We start from the raw sequence: 16,725 nt of genomic DNA on the forward strand, positions 1-16,725 counted from the left end.
CGTAAACCCTTCGCGGTCATGCCCTCTCCTACGGGAATGCGAATCCACGGGGGTTGGCGGGCTTCTGTAGGAGCGCACCTGGGCGCGAATAGCGGCGTAAACCCTTCGCGGTCATGCCCGCTCCTACGGGAATGTGAATCTGCAGGGTTTGGCGGGGTTCTGTAGGAGCGCACCTGGGCACGAATGGCGGCGTAAACCCTTCGCGGTCATGCCCGCTTCTACGGGATGTGAATCTGCAGGGATTGGCGGGCTTCTGTAGGAGCGCACCTGGGCGCGAATAGCGGCGTAAACCCTTCGCGGTCATGCCCGCTCCTACAAGAATGTGAATCCGCAGGGATTGGCGGGGTTCTGTAGGAGCGCACCTGGGCGCGAACAGCGGCTTGCCTCGTCTGCGCCGCCTCCCGCCGATAGTCCGCCTTACACAACAAAGCCGGCGCGAGGCCGGCTTTGTTGGGGCTGACAGGGCGCAGTTAGCGCACCTTGACCACAACCTTGCCTACGGCTTTGCGCGAGCTCAGCACGTCCAGCGCTTGCTCGTACTCTTCAAGGTTGTAGGTCTGCGATACCAGCGGCTTGAGCTTGCCTTCACTGTACCAGGCGAACAGCTGCTGGAAGTTCTCCAGATTGGCCTGCGGTTCACGCGCAGCGAAGGAGCCCCAGAATACGCCGACGATCGACGAACCCTTGAGCAGCGCCAGGTTGACCGGGAATTCAGGAATGCGGCCACTGGCGAAGCCGATGACCAGCAGACGGCCCTTCCAGTTGATCGAACGCACGGCCTGGTCGAACAGATCGCCACCGACCGGATCGTAGATCACATCCGCACCCTTGCCGCCGGTGAGTTCCTTGACCTTGTCCTTGAGGCTGTCTTCGCTGTAGTTGATCAGTTCATCCGCGCCGGCTTGCTTGGCCACTTCGAGCTTTTCCGCACTGGAGGCTGCCGCGATCACGCGTGCGCCCATGGCCTTGCCGATCTCGACCGCTGCCAGGCCCACGCCACCGGATGCGCCCAGCACCAGCAGCGTCTCGCCAGGCTTGAGTTCGCCGCGCTGCTTGAGCGCATGCATGGAAGTACCGTAAGTCATGCTGAAACCGGCAGCGGTGACGTAGTCCATGTCCTGCGGCATCGGCAGCACACGGTTGCCGTCGACGGCAATCTTCTCGGCGTAGCTGCCGAAACCGGTGAGCGCCATGACCCGGTCGCCCGCCTTGACGTGCTTGACGCTCTCGCCGACGCTGGCGATCACGCCTGCGGCTTCACCACCGGGTGAGAAAGGGAACGGCGGCTTGAGCTGGTATTTGCCTTCGATGATCAGCGTGTCAGGGAAGTTGACGCCGGCCGCGTGGATGTCGATGACGACCTCGTTTTTCTTGGCTACCGGGTCCGCGGTTTCTTCGAGGACGAGGCTGCTGGCAGGCCCGAATTCTTTGCACAATACGGCTTTCATGTTGGCTCCCTTGGTGACGTTCTTGACGAGGATTTGCCACAGTCTAGTCGCTCCCCCGCTCAAGCGGTCAATCACCATGGCTTCGGGTGATCCATGTCCATAACAGGCCAGCCATTTGGCGACGGCGAGGCGCTCGGCTATCCTGTGCCAAATCACTGGAGTATCCGCCGTGCACCGCCCTACCCGTTTGCTGTTTGCCCTGTTATGCCTGGTCGCTCTGAGCACCCCGTTGAAGGCCGAGGAGCCTGTTACTGCCGAGCCGCAATACGTCGAACTCAAACCGGCGTTTGTCGGAACCATCGGCCCCGGACCGAAGATCCAGTATCTGAAAGTGGACGTGGCGCTGCGCGTCAATCAGCCTGCGGCGGTGGCAAAGGTGCAATACCACGATCCGCTGATCCGCAATGCGCTGGTCGGGCTCTTTGCGCGGCAGTCACGCGAAGCGCTGGCGACGCTGGAAGGGAAGGAGCAGCTGCGCGCCGAAGCGCTGGCTGCCGTGCGCACCGTATTGGAGGAAGAGGAAGGCGAACCGCTGGTCGACGACCTGCTGTTCACCAACCTGATCACTCAGTAAGACGTCAGCGGATGTTCATCCCTGCTGGCTGAGATAGCGCTCCACAAAGGTGTCGAAGTCGATCTCGTCGGCCGCCTCGATCGCTGTCTGTTCGGCCAGCGAGGCATCGGCCTGGGTGCGGAACGCTCGCAGGCTATCGGAGTCCAGCGGACGCTCAATGAAGTGCTTGCGGTGGGCTTCCGATTGCGCCAGGGCGAAGCGGAAGAAGCTGTTGCCATGCCGCTCGATGTCCGCCAGTACCTGCGCTGACGGGGTGAGCGCTGCGTTGTGCAGTTTGTCCCGCTGCCTGGCCAGGCTCTTGCTATAGGCGCTGGTCTGCCGGGTCTCGTCGAGCAGCCCCGCACAGGCCGCGATCTTGTCCAGCAGATCGAGTCCCCAGTCCTGCAATGAGCGCGGCTGCCCCGCATCGCTCAGCTGCAGGCCCGGCTCACGTCCCCGCTTGACCGAAAGCGCGAAGTTGTCCGCCAGCTCAGCGCAGCTTTGCGGGTCATGGGCAGGGCTGTCCTCCAGCGCACAATACAGCAGGAAGCAGTCGAGGAACCGCGCGGTTTCCGGCTCGATTCCCATGGGCGAATAGGGATCGATGTCCATGCAGCGCACTTCGATATATTCGACCCCACGCGAGGCCAGCGCATGCACCGGCTTCTCGCCACTGCGGGTGACCCGCTTGGGACGGATCGGGCTGTAGAACTCGTTTTCGATTTGCAGCAGGTTTGTGTTCAGCTGCTGCCACTGACCATCGGCATCATGCGTACCCAGTGCAGCGTACGGCGCATAGGGAATGCCGGTGGCCTCACGCATGCTGGCGATGTAGTTATCCAGGCTGTTGTAACAGACGTTGAGGCCGGACTGGGCGTTGTTGTTGTAACCCAGGTCGCTCATGCGCAGGCTGGTCGCGTACGGCAGATACAGGCTGCGCTCGCCGAGGCGCTCGAGCTTGTGATCACGGCCCTGCAGAAAGCTGGCACAGACGGCAGGCGAGGCGCCGAACAGGTACATCAACAGCCAGGCATAGCGGCGGAAATTGCGAATCAGCGCCACATAGCGCTCGGACTGATAATCCTGGGGCGGTCGGTGGTCGCCGCTGCGCTGCGCAAGCGCAGCCCATAATTGCGGTGGAAGCGAGAAATTGTAGTGGATGCCTGCGATGCACTGCATGGCCTTCCCGTAACGCACGGCCAGACCTCGCCGGTAAACGTGCTTGAGCATGCCGATGTTGGAAGTGCCATACCAGGCGATCGGTATATCGACGTCTGCCGCCGGCAGCAGGCAGGGCATCGACTCGGTCCACAGGCGCTCGTCGCCGAGCTGCGCATAGGTGAAGCGGTGAATGCGGTCGAGACTGTCGAACAGGCCGTCGATATCGGCGCTGACCGGCGTGATCAGCTCCAGCAGGGCTTCGGAATAGTCGGTGGTGATGGTCGGGTGCGTCAGCGCCGAGCCCAGACCCAGCGGATGCGGTGTGCGCGCCAGCGCCCCGTCCGCACTGATACGCAGACTTTCCTTTTCGATACCGTGCAGGCATCCGCGCAGCAGCTCGCGGTGGGTCGGCTGGCTGAGCAAATCAAGGCTGTCGCTGAGCGTTGGTGACAATTCGTCGTTCCTTAAGGCAGTGCGCCGGTGACGCGAAGGCGTGCCGGCATTCGAGCTAGTTGAGTATAGGAGCGGTCAGATACGGGCAAAGGTTCCGAGACTTTTTGCCACCAGCGCACCGTCCTGCCACACCTCGCCATCCACCACGACGGTTCGCGTACCGGCGTGTACCACCTTGCCGGTGCACAGCAGCTCGCCACCAGTGACCGCGCGGGTGTAGTTGATCTTGCACTCGACCGTTGCAGTGCTCTCATGGGACTCCAGCACGCTGAAGGCCGCCGCACCCATCGCCGAATCGAGCAGCGAGAATATCACTCCGCCATGCACGCGTTGAGTGGAATTGAAGTGGTCCTCGCGAATCGACAGCCTGAGCGTGCAGAGGCCGCGCTCGAGCGACTCGAACTCCAGCCCGAGCATCTGGGTGAACGGGCTCATGCGGTTGCGGGCAAACTCGGTCAGTGACGGGTGTTGGCTCATGATCAGCGCTTCTTCAGGTCTTTGGCATTGGCGAACAGGCTGGCAAACGTACCACCGGCGGGCTCGGACGCACCAGCCCCGGCCGGTTTGTTACGAGGAGCCGAACGCGGCCTGCTGCGATCACCCTGCCCGGCGCCAGCCGCGTCGCGGCGCGCCTGGGGCGAACTGGCCGAGCCCGGCTCGTCGCTCATGCGCATGGTCAGGCCGATGCGCTGGCGCGGAATGTCCACTTCCAGCACCTTGACCTTGACGATGTCGCCGGCCTTGACGACCTCCCGTGGATCCTTGACGAACTGATTGGACAACATGGAAATGTGCACCAGACCATCCTGATGCACGCCGATGTCGACGAACGCCCCAAAATTGGCGACGTTGGTCACCACGCCCTCGAGCACCATGCCCGGTTCCAGGTCGCTGAGCTTCTCGACGCCCTCCTGAAAGGTCGCCGCCTTGAATTCCGGACGCGGGTCACGACCGGGCTTGTCCAGCTCGCGCAGGATGTCGCTGATCGTCGGCACGCCGAAGTGCTCGTCGGTAAACCGGGCAGGGTCGAGCTTCCTGAGGAATCCCGAATCGCCGATTAGGCTGCGGATGTCGCGACCGGTCTCGCCGGCGATGCGCTCGACCAGCGGATAGGCTTCCGGATGCACCGCGGACGCGTCCAGTGGGTTGTCGCCATGCATCACGCGCAGGAAACCCGCGGCCTGCTCGAAGGTCTTGTCGCCCAGCCGGCTGACTTTGAGCAGCTCCCGACGGCTTTTGAACGCACCGTGCTGATCACGGTAGGCAACGATATTCTGGGCGATGGTCGGATTGAGGCCAGACACGCGTGTCAGCAAGGGTACCGAGGCGGTGTTCAGATCAACGCCGACCGCGTTCACGCAGTCCTCGACCACCGCATCCAGACTGCGCGCGAGCTTGACCTGCGAAACGTCGTGCTGATATTGCCCGACGCCGATCGATTTCGGTTCGATTTTCACCAGCTCGGCCAGCGGATCCTGCAACCGTCGCGCAATCGAGACCGCACCGCGATAGGTCACGTCCAGATCCGGGAACTCGCGGGCAGCCAGCTCGGATGCCGAGTACACCGAAGCACCGGCTTCCGATACCACGATTTTCTGCATCTTCAGCGCGGGGCACAGCTTGAGCAGGTCGCCGGCGAGCTTGTCGCTTTCACGCGAGGCGGTGCCGTTGCCGATCGCGACCAGATTGACATGATGCCTGTTGCACAGTGATGCCAGCACAGCGAGCGACTGGTCCCACTGATTGCGGGGCGCATGCGGAAACACGGTGGCGGTATCGACCAGCTTGCCGGTTGCATCGACCACCACCACCTTGCAGCCGGTGCGCAGGCCCGGATCCAGCGCCAGCGTCACCCGCGGGCCGGCGGGCGCCGACAGCAGCAGGTCCTTCAGGTTGCTGGCGAATACCCGGATCGCTTCATCCTCGGCGGCTTCGCGCAGATCGCCCAGCAGCTCGGTTTCCAGGTGCCCCAGCAGTTTCACTCGCCAGGTCCAGCGCACCACTTCGCCCAGCCACTTGTCCGCCGGGCGGCCCTGCTGCTCGATGCCTACCGCCTGCGCGATGATCCCTTCGCAGGGATGCATGCTGGGCGCCGAGGCGTCGCTTTCGCCCAGTTCCAGGGCAATGCTCAGGACGCCTTCGTTACGCCCACGCAGGATGGCCAGCGCCCGATGCGAGGGCACGCTCTTCAGCGGCTCGTCATACTCGAAATAATCGCGGAACTTGGCTCCCTCCTGCTCTTTCCCGGATACCAGCCGCGACACCACCCGCCCATCCTGGCGCAGCGCATGGCGCAACTTCTCGATCAGCGCAGCATCTTCGCTGAAGCGCTCCATGAGGATGTACTTGGCGCCGTCCAGCGCGGCTTTGGTATCGGCAACACCCTTCCCGGCATCGACGTAGTCGCGCGCGAGCTGCTCGGGATCGAGCTGGGCATCGGCATACAGCTGCTCGGCCAGCGGACCGAGGCCGGCTTCAAGGGCAATCTGGCCCTTGGTGCGGCGCTTGGGCTTGTACGGCAGATACAGATCCTCGAGCCGGGTCTTGGTATCCGCTTGGGTAATGTCGCGTTTGAGCTCGGGGGTGAGCTTGCCCTGCTCGTCGATGCTGGAGAGGATCGCGCTGCGGCGGTCTTCCAACTCGCGCAGGTAACGCAAACGCTCTTCAAGGTAGCGCAGCTGCGTGTCATCCAGGCTGCCGGTGACTTCCTTGCGGTAGCGGGCGATGAAGGGCACGCTGGCGCCCTCGTCGAGCAGGCCGACGGTGGCCTTGACCTGCTCGGGACGAACCGCCAGTTCGCTAGCGATGCGCGAGGCAATACTATCCATGGATGATGGTCCGATCAGTGTAACGAGCCGCGCAGTATAGCCGACCGCGCTGCTCCAAAGGCACCCGCCGTGCATCGCCCTATTGGCGTGCGATGGCAGACGATGTACAAAAGAAACCTCTTGTAACGATGGCTCAAAGGCAAGCAAACCGGCATCTGCGACAATGCCAGGACGCAAAAACGAGGCGGGAAGCATGAACAGCGAAGGCGAGAAGATTCTAATTGTCGACGACGATGTGCGGTTGCGGCGGTTGCTCGAGCGTTTTCTGAGCGAGCAGGGCTATCGCGTGCGGGCCGTCGAAAACACCGAACAGATGGACCGGCTGTTGGCGCGTGAATTGTATTCGATGATTGTCCTCGATCTCATGCTTCCCGGGGAAGACGGCCTGAGCGCCTGCAAGCGGCTGCGAGAGCAGCAGAACACCACCCCGATCATCATGCTGACTGCCAAGGGTGACGAGACCAGCCGGATTCAGGGGCTGGAGCTGGGCGCCGACGACTACCTGCCCAAGCCGTTCAACCCACGCGAGCTGGTGGCGCGGATCAAGGCCGTACTGCGCCGTCAGGCGCCGCAGGTCCCCGGTGCGCCGAGTGCCGAAGACGATCAGGTGACCTTTGGCGACTTCGTGCTCAATCTCGCTACCCGCGAACTCAAGCGCGGCGATGAAGTGAACATGCTCACCACTGGCGAGTTCGCCGTGCTCAAGGCACTGGTTCGTCACCCTCGCGAGCCCCTCACCCGCGACAAGCTGATGCAACTCGCCCGTGGCCGCGAGTGGGACGCACTCGAGCGCTCGATCGATGTGCAGATCTCCCGACTGCGCCGGATGCTCGAGCCTGATCCGTCCAAGCCGCGCTACATCCAGACCGTCTGGGGTGTCGGTTACGTATTCGTACCGGACGGTCAGGCAACGTGAAGGGAGGTCCGGGCTGGCACCCCCTGTTGCCGCGTAGCTTCTTCGCCCGGACCATCCTGCTGGTGCTCGTCGTTACGCTGTTCTCCAAGCTGCTCACCATGGTCTACCTGCTGAGCAACGAGGACCTGCTGGTCGACCGCCAGTACAGCCATGGCACCGCGATGCTCATCCGCGCCTACTGGGCAAGCGGACCGGATGCACGCGCGGACATCGAAGCGATGACCGGCGTGACCCTGGTTCCGGCGAACGAAGTACCACCGGGCGAGGTGCATTGGCCCTACTCCGGCGTATTCACCAATCAACTGCGCGACGAGCTGGGCGACCGCACGCAGGTGCGTGTGCGTATTCAGGACGAACCGGCACTGTGGGTGAACCAGCCCGCTTACCGGGACCAGTGGTTGAAGGTGCCGATCTACGCTCATCCGCTGCGTGGCCAGCGGATCTGGATGGTATTCAGCTGGATGCTGCTGATCGGCATGCTCTCCACCGCGGCGGCCTGGATCTTCGTGCGTCAGCTCAACCGCCCGCTCAAAGTGCTGGAGCTCGCTGCGCGACGTGTGGGCCAGGGCCACAGCATTCGCCTGCTGGATACCGGCGGCCCCGCCGAAATCGCGGAGGTGTATCGCGCCTTCAATCAGATGGCCCAGGACGTCGAGCAGGCCAACCGTGACCGCTCGCTGCTGCTGGCCGGCGTCTCCCACGACCTGCGCACGCCGTTGACGCGCATGCGCCTGTCCACCGAGCTGCTCTCCAGCGCCGAGCCGGAACTGACCGATGGCATGATTCGCGATATCGAAGACATGGACGCGATCCTCGATCAGTTCATGGCCTTCATTCGCGATGGCAGCGCCGAACCGATCGAGCCGGCGGACATCAATGACCTGATCCGCGAAGTCGTTGCGCCGCTCAATACCGGCGATGAGCGGGTGCGACTATGCCTGGAGCCGGTGCCGGATATTCCGGTGCGCCGGCTGTCGATCAAGCGGGTGATGGCGAATCTGGTGGAAAACGCCCTGAACCATGGCGGCTCAGGGGTAGAGGTGTGTACCCATGTCACGCGTGCAGCGACGCATTCCTACCTGGTGGTCAGCGTCCTGGATCGCGGTCCGGGTATTGATCCAACCGAATGCGAGGCACTGTTCACACCCTTCACCCGTGGGGACCGGGCTCGCTCGACCAAGGGCACCGGGCTGGGACTTGCGATCGTCAAACGTATCGCCGATGGTCACGGCGCGACGGTGCAGCTGCTGAACCGCACCGGCGGCGGCACCGAGGCGCGGCTCAGTTTTCCGCTCTGATCAGCGCAGCAGGCCGGAGTCAGCCAGGGCCTGCTCTATGGCCAGCAGATCTGGAATCAGCAACTCTGCCGGTTCGTCAGCCAGGCGGACCGGCTGGGTAATATATGCCGCCGCTTCGCCCACCGGCTCGATCTCGCCGCGCAGCACCTTGCGCGAGCGCGGGATGCCCCAGATCCGCAGCCCAATGAAATTGAGACCCGTGCGTCCACCGAGCGCGTTGAGAATCAACGTTCGGGGCTGCACCTCGGCAGCCTGGCTGCTGGGCTGACCCAACAGCAGTTCGGGATCGAGCAGCGGCACCTTCTGGTCGCGCCATGTCGTCCAGCCCAGAAACCACTCCGGGCCCTGTGCCGCCGGCTGACTCAGGCGATAACCCACCAACTCGGCAACCGCGATGTTGGGCAACAGCAGGGGCTGCCCGCCCAGCGGTACGATGAGTCCATTCAAGCTTTCCAGTGCGTCTGCCATCGAATTGCCTCTTCTGCTCGTGCGGCTCGCTAATGCGCCACCGCCCATTCCTGCTCCAGCCAGTCCCGCATGGCACTGGCCAGCTGTTCTGGCGTTCCCTGCCGGCTACTATGGCCGGCATCCTGTACAGCCTGGGGCATGACTCCGCAGGCGGCGCTCTCTGCGGTCTGCGTCCACACCTCCATGCCGCTCTGGCGCAGCCGCCCGCAGGCCGCCACCCCATCCTCGCCCATACCACTGAAGATGATCGCACCACACGCGGGCGCAAAGCCGCGCATGACCTCATCGATCACCGACTCGATCGCCGGCTGGTACGGACCAGGCCAGGGCGCATCACGCATCTGGACCTGGCGGTCGCCGCCAAACTGCATTGAGCGCTCGATCGGTGCTATCAGCACCTCGCCCGGGGCAAGCCCTACACCCGGCACGCAATTGATGATCCGCCATTCGTTGTGCCGGCCCACGATTTGCGGCAACTGCGCTTCGAACGTCGCATCGATGTGCTGAGCGTAAACGAAAGCTACCGGCAGGCTTGCCGGCAAGTGATCAAGAAACGCCTTGACCGCGGCCGGACCGCCGAGCGAGGCCGCCAGTACCCAGACACAAGCGGGTGCGTTCGGCGTCGAAGCTGGAGCCATAGTCGGCGCCTCGCCCCCGGGCGCAGCGCCTATCAGCGGCAGCAGCTTGTTGTACAGCTGTCGTTTCCAGCGCGGATAGTCTTCGCTGTCGGCCTCCGGCGTGTCGCCGACCCCCAGCAGCACCGGGACATCGCTCTGGTCCAGCAGCCAGTCGATCGCTTCGCATTCGTCCGAGACGTCCAGCAACCACAGATCGGTATCGATCGACCCGAGTTGCGCCGGCGTCAAACGCTCCGGCCCGTCAATGAACACCAGCCGGTAGCCGAACCCGGCGAGCACCTCGGCAAGCACCTCGCGCCTGCACCGCCCGCTGGCAAGCAGAGCGATGGCAGGCGCGAGCGCATCAGTCACTGAGCGCGACCAGGCGGCCGATGACTTCAAGCAGTTGACCCTCCTGATACGGCTTTCCGAGGTACTCGTTCACGCCGATCGCCCGCGCCCGGTCGCGGTGCTTCTCACCGGTCCGCGAGGTGATCATGATGATCGGCAGGTCCTGAAGACGTTCGTCATGGCGTACCAGGGTGGCCACTTCGAAGCCGTCCATGCGCGGCATCTCGATATCCAGCAGCATGATGTCCGGCTGAATGTCCTGCAGCTTGGCGATCGCTTCGAGGCCGTCCTTCGCCGTAACCACTTCCATCCCGTGCCGCTCGAGCAGACGGCTGGTGACCTTGCGTACGGTAATCGAATCGTCCACCACCATGACCAGGGTGGGCCGCTCCTCGTTCTGCGCCTGGGTCAATTGCTGACGCTCGGCAGCCAGACGCTGCTGCGAATGCAGCGCCTGCTGGGCACGAATCACTGCCAGCAGATCGAGAATCACCACTACGCGGCCGTCACCCAGGATGGTCGCGCCGGAGATGCCCGGCACCACGGCGAACTGCTTGCCAAGGCCTTTCACCACGATTTCCCGCGAGCCTGCCAGCGCATCGACCTGAACGGCGACGCTGTGCTCGGTTCCGCGCACGAGAATCACCGGGAGCGGCAGACTGTGCCCGCTCAGCTTGGGCTGCTGCCCGGTGACCAGCAGATCGCCGAGATAGCGCAGGTCATAGGTCTTGCCGGCGTACTGGAACGCCGGGGCGTCCGGCGCGTAGTAGGCTTCGAGCTCGTAGCCGGAAACCCGCACGATACCCTCGATGGTGTTCAGCGGAATGGCGTAGAGGTCCTCGCCGGAATACACCATCAACGCACGGTTCACCGACACGGTGAACGGCAGGCGGATGGTGAACACCGATCCCTGACCCGGCTCGGTGGTCAGCGTCATGCTGCCGCCGAGCTGCTTGACCTCGGCATTGACCACATCCATGCCGACACCACGCCCGGAAATCTGGGTAACCTTTTCCGCGGTGGAGAAGCCGGCTTCAAGAATGAACTGCAGAATCTCCTGGTCGGTGAGTTCGGCAGAGGCGTCCATCAGTCCGCGCTCGATCGCCTTGCGCCGCACCGCGTCGAGATTGATGCCGGCGCCATCATCGGCCAGCTGCAGGACGATCTCGCCGCCTTCACGACGCAGGTCGAGCATGATGTTGCCCTGCTCCGCCTTGCCACTCGCGCTACGCCGGTCCGGCATCTCGATGCCATGGTCGACCGCGTTGCGCAGCATATGCTCCAGCGGGCCGATCATGCGTTCGAGCACGCTGCGATCCATTTCGCCTTCAGCGTTGCCGACAGTCAGCTCGACCTGCTTGCCGAGCTCGGTGGCAACCTGCCGAACCACACGGCGCATGCGCGGCAACAGCCGCTCGAAGGGCACCATGCGCGTGCGCATCAGGCCTTCCTGAAGTTCGGTATTGACCCGCGCCTGCTGGACCAGCAGCGTTTCGGCATCGCGACTTTTAGCGGCCAGTGTTTCCTTCAGATCGAGCAAGTCGGATGCGGACTCGAACAGCGATCGCGACAGCTGCTGCAACTGCGAATAGCGGTCCATCTCCAGCGGGTCGAAATCCTCGTAACCCTGCTCGATCTCCTCCTGGTGCCGCGAGAGGATCTGCGCCTGGGTTTCCATGTCCAGCCGGCGCAGCTGGTCGCGGACCCGCTCGATGGTCGTTTCGACGTCGGACAGCGTCTGGCTCAGGTCGCTCACCTGCTGCTCGACCCGGCCCCGGAAAATGGACGTTTCACCGGCCAGGTTGACCAGCTCTTCGAGCAGCGCAGCGGGAACCTTGACGGTTTCCTGTCCGCTACTGCGGCTGGTGCGCGACTCGGAACCCTGGCCGACCTGCATGGCCTGCTCGAGCACCGCCTTGACAGTGGCCAGCGTCTGGGTCGGCTGCGCAGGCTCAAGCGCTTCAATCGGCGCAATGTCGCGCACCGGGTTGGAAGACCAGTTCTGCGGCGTATTCCAGCCGGCGTCCTCCACTTCGCCACCTGCCGCGATCTGCTCGACCGCCGCTCGCAAGCCATCCAGTGCGCCAGCAAGCGCATCATCATGCTCTGCGGTGACATCATGCAGCGCGGACTCGAGTCGCTTCGCCTGCTCGGCCAGGACGTGCTGACTGGCCAGTCTGGCGCTGCCCTTGAGCGTCTGAATGCGATGCAGCAACTCATGCGCGGCGGCCGCATCGCTGCGCCGTGCTTCAAGCAGCGCGCTGCACGGAGCGAGCAGTTCGCGCGCTTCTTCGACGAACATCCCCAGCATGCCCTTGAGCGGCTGGTTGACCAGTCGCGCCGCAGGCGAAGCGGGCTCTACCGAGTCCTCGACGGCGGAGGCCGCCGGCGCTGGAGCGGCCTGACCCGGCAGCACCACCGGCGCCTCGGGATTGGACCGGTACTGGCGAATCGCTGCAATCAGTGCACGACCGGTGCGCACCGGTCGGCGCGCGATAATGCCTTCGATCATCTCTGCCAGCGCATCGTGGCAGGCGTGCAGCAAGGCGAACAAGGGTTCACTGGGCTGGTAACGCATCTCGCCCAGCCCTTCGTAAAGGAACTCGAGTTCGTGGGCGAGATCCCCGACCGGGGTAATCTCGGCCATGCGGGCGCCGCCCTTCAGTGTGTGCAGGTCACGTTGCAATGCCGCCACGGCAATGCCATTACCGGTGTCTTCAAGCCAGTGCCGCAAGCTTTCGCTGGAGCTTTCGATGATCTCCTGGGCTTCTTCCAGGAAGATGTCCACCAGCTCGACATCGGTCGCCGATGCCGCCGGATCCCACAGCTCTTCGCTTGCGCCTGCCGCTACGACTGGCGGTTCGGCATCGTCGACGCTTACCTCGGTCGGCGCCTCGTCATCCGCGGGCTGGTCAGCTTCACGTTGTTGCAGCAACGCAGCCAGCGCGGCTATTTCTGCAGCAGGTGCGGCTACATGCTGATGCGCGGCCACCTGGTCCATCATGGTAATGAGCCGTTCGTGCGCGGCCACCAGCGTGGAGGCGCCTTCGGCATCCAGATCCAGACGCTGCTCTGCGAGCGCGCCATGCACATCTTCCAGCGACTGGCACAGCGACTCGAGCTCACCCAGCTCCACGTCCCCGGCTACTTCACCCAGCGCCCTGAGACTTGATACCAGCGCCTGATTGTCGACCGGTTCCGGTTGGCCCGGCTTCCAGGCCAACAGCTGGTCAGCTGCATCGAGCAACAGATCAAGGCCTTCAGTGAGGAAGATGGAAAGCAGCCCCGCCTCGCCTGAAGGGCTCTGATCCGACTCGCTGCGGCGCTTGTCGCGGGTCTCGAGTGCCCTGGCGTGAATCTGCTGCAGGCGTGCGAGAAACGCGTCGGTGTCTTCTATCGGTTCATCGGCGTTGACCTCAAGCCGCGCCAGACCGCTTTCGATCATGCTCACGGCGTCGCCCAGCAGATCGGCGAATTCGCGATCGGCGGCGATCAGGTTGGCCTTGAATTCCTTCGCCAGCTTCTCCAGCGGCGTCGCCAACGTGGCGATCGGCTTGATGCCTGCCATGTGCGCGCTGCCCTTGAGCGTATGCAGGGCGCGTTGCAGGGAATCGTTGATGCTGCGCGGCACGCTCTGATCGCACAGCCGCAGGAAGTCCCTGATCTCCTCGATGTGAGCCTGGGTTTCGTTCCAGAAAATCTCCAGCAGCACCGGATCGAGACCATTGGTCTCCATCTCCATGGCGGACGCTTCAGCCGTGTCGGCAGGCTCGGCGTCTTCCTCGACCCTCTCCGCTGTCAACGCGTCAGCGGTTGGTTCGACCGGCGCATCGACCAGACTCTCAAGCGCTGCATCGTCACCTTCATCACTGCCGACATCCAGCCCGGCCAGGATAATGTCTTCCTGGTCTGTCTGCTCCGGCTCTGTCGGCTGCGGCTCTATAAACTCGAATTCGACAGTGGATGCGTCGTCGGCCAGCTCGTTCGTTGCCGACGCCTCGGCGTCCGACAAGGAGCCCTGCGCGTCAACCGTGTGTTCTTCTTCACCCGCCTCATCCAGGCTGGTTTCAGAGTGATCGGTTTCGAGGACGATTGGATCGTCCTGATCCGCTGCCTCGATGGGATCAGGGTCGATACTGAACTGAACATCCGCAGGAGCCTCGCCTGCCTGCGCCGCATCGTCCTGCGCACCGCTATCATCGTCCAGCAACGACTCGGCCGCAGGCCCTTCCGAGATCGGAGCAGGCATCGGCTGTCCTTTGCCCAGCGCGTCGGCACAGCTCGACAGGTACTGCACCTGCGGTCGCATCTGCTGCTGATGGGCGGCGAAGTCGTCCACCAGTTGCGGCATCAGCGCGCGCACATCGTTTACCACGCCGAACAGCTCCGGGCTGGTCCCGATGTTGCCGTCTATGACGCGATTGAGCATGTTCTCGACGGACCATGCCAGCTCCGCCAGCACACCGGCGCGCACCATCCTGCCGCTACCCTTGAGTGTGTGGAAGCCACGACGGACTTCTGCTCGGGCCTTGTGATCATCGGGATCGGCCTGCCACGCCGGCACGAACTCCTGCAGCGTTTCAAGGACCTCTCCGACCTCCTCGATGAATATCTCGACCAGCTCTTCGTCCAGCTCATCCTCGTCGGCATCGCTGGCTGCCATCTGAACCGCAGCCGGCGGCTCGGCGACGGGCTCGCTTTCGGGTGCAGGAGCACTCGCTTCGATCGGCAGGTCCGACTCCGGCTCGGGGGCGCCGGCTTCCGGCTCCTCGCCTGCGTCGAGGTCGATTTGAGGGAGTGTGCTGCCGGTCGGCTCTGCGTCGGCAGTTTCCCCGGTGACGTCTGCGGCTTCAGCTTCAGCTTCAGCTTCAGCTTCAGCTTCAGCCAGGGGGGACGATTCGGGAGCGAAGGTTCGGAGGCTTTCAGCGTCGTACCCGAGCGTGGCGAGCCGTTCCTCGGCCACAGCAAGAATCCCGTCGCCCCGGTTGGCGTCGTCTTCAGCCAGGCGCTCGAGGTAATAATCCACGCTGGTAATGACATCGGCCAGCGCGTCAAGCGATTCCCAGCTGGGCACCGCCCGCGGTGCGAGCAGCGATTCGTTGACGCACTGCCGGCATATCCCTACCACCGTCGAGGCGCGCGCCAGGCCAAGCATCGACAGACTGCCGCGAACGCTGTTGAGCAATCCATCGACTGGCTGGAGATGCTGATGATTCCACTGGTGTGCGATGAAGGCATTGATCGCTTCGCGGGTAAGCTCGAGATCGTTGCGCGCTTCATGGACCACCTGGCGGTGAACGGCCTGCATGTCCCGGGCCGCGGCGACTCGCTGGGCCTCGTCGCTGTCCGGTTTGCGCGTTCCGTCGCTGCGTTCCTGTCCGGAAATGCCCTGCAGGCTCGCTTCGACAAACAGCAGCCCGCCGGCGATATCCATCAACGAACCGTCGCCGATCGGCGACCGGGAGACGGCCAGACGGTCGACCTGTTCGATCTGCTCGAGCAGCACACGCCTCGGTTGGCCCAGGCCAAGCATGGCCAGCGTATCGGCAATCTGCTTGAGGGTGGGCAGCATGTCTGCCAGCTGCTCCGGCTGACTGCGGTCACTGCGCACGAACAGGTCCAGACGGTCCTTGACCTGGTTAAGCTCCTCGCCCAGCGCTATCACCACGGACTGCATGGCGCTGCGGTCGGGGCCGACCAGCCGGCTGGTGCGATCAGTGTCCTGATCGGCCTGATCCCAGGCGCCGTTGAGCTGATAACGCTCTTTCAACGCGTCCAGACGGGGACTGGCGCCGGAACTCTTGGCGACGTAAAAGAGGAGGTTGCGCAGCAGTTCAGGGGCCGGCCTGGCGCTGAGCGCGTCGGGCCCGGCATCAAGTAGCTGACGCAACTCCCGATCTGCCTGACGCAACAGCTGCTTGATGGCGGCACCCGGCTCGATGCTACCGGTTTGAAGGCCCTCGGCTATTCCGGCGAAAACCTTCCACAGGTTGGCCAGCGGCGCGCCGCGGAAAATCTTTTCCAGGTACTCGAACACCCGCAGCAACTGGTGAGCATTGGCCGGAACGTTGTGTTCACGGACGATGCCTGCCTGGGCGATCTGCATGGCCTGGCGAAGCTTGCGCAGCTGACGGGCTATGTCCGGGCCGGCAAAGTTGGCGCGCTGTTCGTCGCTGGCCGCGCTGCTGGCGTCCTGTTCGGCAATCTGCGGACTGAACAGTGCATTTTCCGACAGCAGTTTTTCGCCCCGAGCGGAGCGCATGTCGTTGAGCAGCGGCAGCAGGACCAGCGGCAGATCGCGGCGACCGGACTGAACGCGGTCGAGATACGCTGGCATCTGCAGGATCGACTGCATCAACACTTCCAGCGCCTCGCCTTCGCGGTCCACGCTGCCGTGCATCAGCGCCTGAGCGAGCTTTTCCATTTCTTCGGCGAGCAGGGCCGCGCCGTAGAACTCGACCATTTGCAGGGTACCGTGGACCTGATGGATATAGGTCAGACAGAACCGCAGTCGCGTCGAATCCTCGGGGTGTTCAACGTAGGCTTCCAGGGCTTGGCGTGCCTGCCCAAGCGTTTCGGAAATCTCGCCTTTTACCCAATCGAGGGCGACATAATCATGCCGATCACCCATA

Annotated in this window: 10 protein-coding genes; 3 read left to right on the plus strand and 7 right to left on the minus strand. The window is 63.6% G+C overall.

Going from position 1 to position 16,725, the window contains the following annotated elements; translation table 11 throughout:
• Positions 1–470 precede the first annotated feature (470 nt).
• Entirely contained in the window at positions 471–1,448 is a 978-nt protein-coding gene (locus KEM63_RS15920; RefSeq protein WP_223653375.1) for an NADPH:quinone oxidoreductase family protein, read from the minus strand.
• A 169-nt stretch (positions 1,449–1,617) separates the two neighbouring features.
• On the opposite strand from KEM63_RS15920, the gene KEM63_RS15925 reads away from it, so the two are divergent.
• Positions 1,618–2,022, plus strand: coding sequence for a flagellar basal body-associated FliL family protein (locus tag KEM63_RS15925; protein WP_223653376.1), 405 nt, complete (start codon positions 1,618–1,620; stop codon positions 2,020–2,022).
• 15 nt (positions 2,023–2,037) lie between these two features.
• Here KEM63_RS15925 and gshA read toward each other — a convergent pair whose 3' ends face one another.
• The 3 genes from gshA to KEM63_RS15940 form a co-directional block, all read right to left on the minus strand.
• Positions 2,038–3,615, minus strand: a complete 1,578-nt coding sequence (gshA, locus tag KEM63_RS15930) for a glutamate--cysteine ligase (protein ID WP_223653377.1) — start codon at positions 3,613–3,615, stop codon at positions 2,038–2,040.
• A 75-nt stretch (positions 3,616–3,690) separates the two neighbouring features.
• A complete protein-coding gene (locus KEM63_RS15935; RefSeq protein ID WP_223653378.1) occupies positions 3,691–4,092 on the minus strand; it encodes a PaaI family thioesterase in 402 nt (133 codons plus the stop codon).
• A 2-nt stretch (positions 4,093–4,094) separates the two neighbouring features.
• Complete coding sequence (locus KEM63_RS15940; RefSeq protein WP_423747818.1) at positions 4,095–6,443, minus strand: Tex family protein; 2,349 nt, start codon at positions 6,441–6,443, stop codon at positions 4,095–4,097.
• A gap of 193 nt (positions 6,444–6,636) precedes the next feature.
• Between KEM63_RS15940 and ompR the strand changes: the two genes are divergently transcribed.
• Positions 6,637–7,359, plus strand: coding sequence for an osmolarity response regulator transcription factor OmpR (gene ompR / locus KEM63_RS15945; protein WP_223653383.1), 723 nt, complete (start codon positions 6,637–6,639; stop codon positions 7,357–7,359).
• Positions 7,356–8,657 carry an ATP-binding protein gene (locus KEM63_RS15950; protein WP_223653391.1) on the plus strand — a complete coding sequence of 434 codons (1,302 nt, stop codon included), beginning with the start codon at positions 7,356–7,358 and terminating at the stop codon, positions 8,655–8,657. The genes ompR and KEM63_RS15950 overlap by 4 nt, the downstream gene beginning before the upstream one ends.
• Here the strand turns inward: KEM63_RS15950 and KEM63_RS15955 are convergent, their stop codons facing one another.
• The 3 genes from KEM63_RS15955 to KEM63_RS15965 are packed head-to-tail and all read right to left on the minus strand — an operon-like array spanning position 8,658 to position 16,724.
• Positions 8,658–9,125, minus strand: a complete 468-nt coding sequence (locus tag KEM63_RS15955) for a chemotaxis protein CheW (protein ID WP_223653393.1) — start codon at positions 9,123–9,125, stop codon at positions 8,658–8,660.
• A gap of 29 nt (positions 9,126–9,154) precedes the next feature.
• Positions 9,155–10,114, minus strand: coding sequence for a chemotaxis protein CheB (locus tag KEM63_RS15960; RefSeq protein WP_223653395.1), 960 nt, complete (start codon positions 10,112–10,114; stop codon positions 9,155–9,157).
• Positions 10,107–16,724 (minus strand): Hpt domain-containing protein, encoded by a 6,618-nt coding sequence (locus tag KEM63_RS15965; protein WP_223653397.1) that lies wholly within the window; start codon positions 16,722–16,724, stop codon positions 10,107–10,109. The genes KEM63_RS15960 and KEM63_RS15965 overlap by 8 nt, the downstream gene beginning before the upstream one ends.
• Position 16,725: the final 1 nt, after the last annotated feature.

The sequence above is a fragment of the Halopseudomonas nanhaiensis genome, from assembly GCF_020025155.1.
GTDB classification, from domain to species: Bacteria; Pseudomonadota; Gammaproteobacteria; order Pseudomonadales; family Pseudomonadaceae; genus Halopseudomonas; species Halopseudomonas nanhaiensis.

What these genes read in the sequence shown, in the direction of transcription:
- KEM63_RS15920 (WP_223653375.1), bottom strand. Translation starts at nt 1,448, where the DNA reads ATGAAAGCCGTATTGTGCAAAGAATTCGGGCCTGCCAGCAGCCTCGTC.
- KEM63_RS15935 (WP_223653378.1), bottom strand. Translation starts at nt 4,092, where the DNA reads ATGAGCCAACACCCGTCACTGACCGAGTTTGCCCGCAACCGCATGAGC.
- KEM63_RS15940 (WP_423747818.1), bottom strand. Translation starts at nt 6,443, where the DNA reads ATGGATAGTATTGCCTCGCGCATCGCTAGCGAACTGGCGGTTCGTCCC.
- ompR (WP_223653383.1), top strand. Translation starts at nt 6,637, where the DNA reads ATGAACAGCGAAGGCGAGAAGATTCTAATTGTCGACGACGATGTGCGG.
- KEM63_RS15955 (WP_223653393.1), bottom strand. Translation starts at nt 9,125, where the DNA reads ATGGCAGACGCACTGGAAAGCTTGAATGGACTCATCGTACCGCTGGGC.
- KEM63_RS15965 (WP_223653397.1), bottom strand. Translation starts at nt 16,724, where the DNA reads ATGGGTGATCGGCATGATTATGTCGCCCTCGATTGGGTAAAAGGCGAG.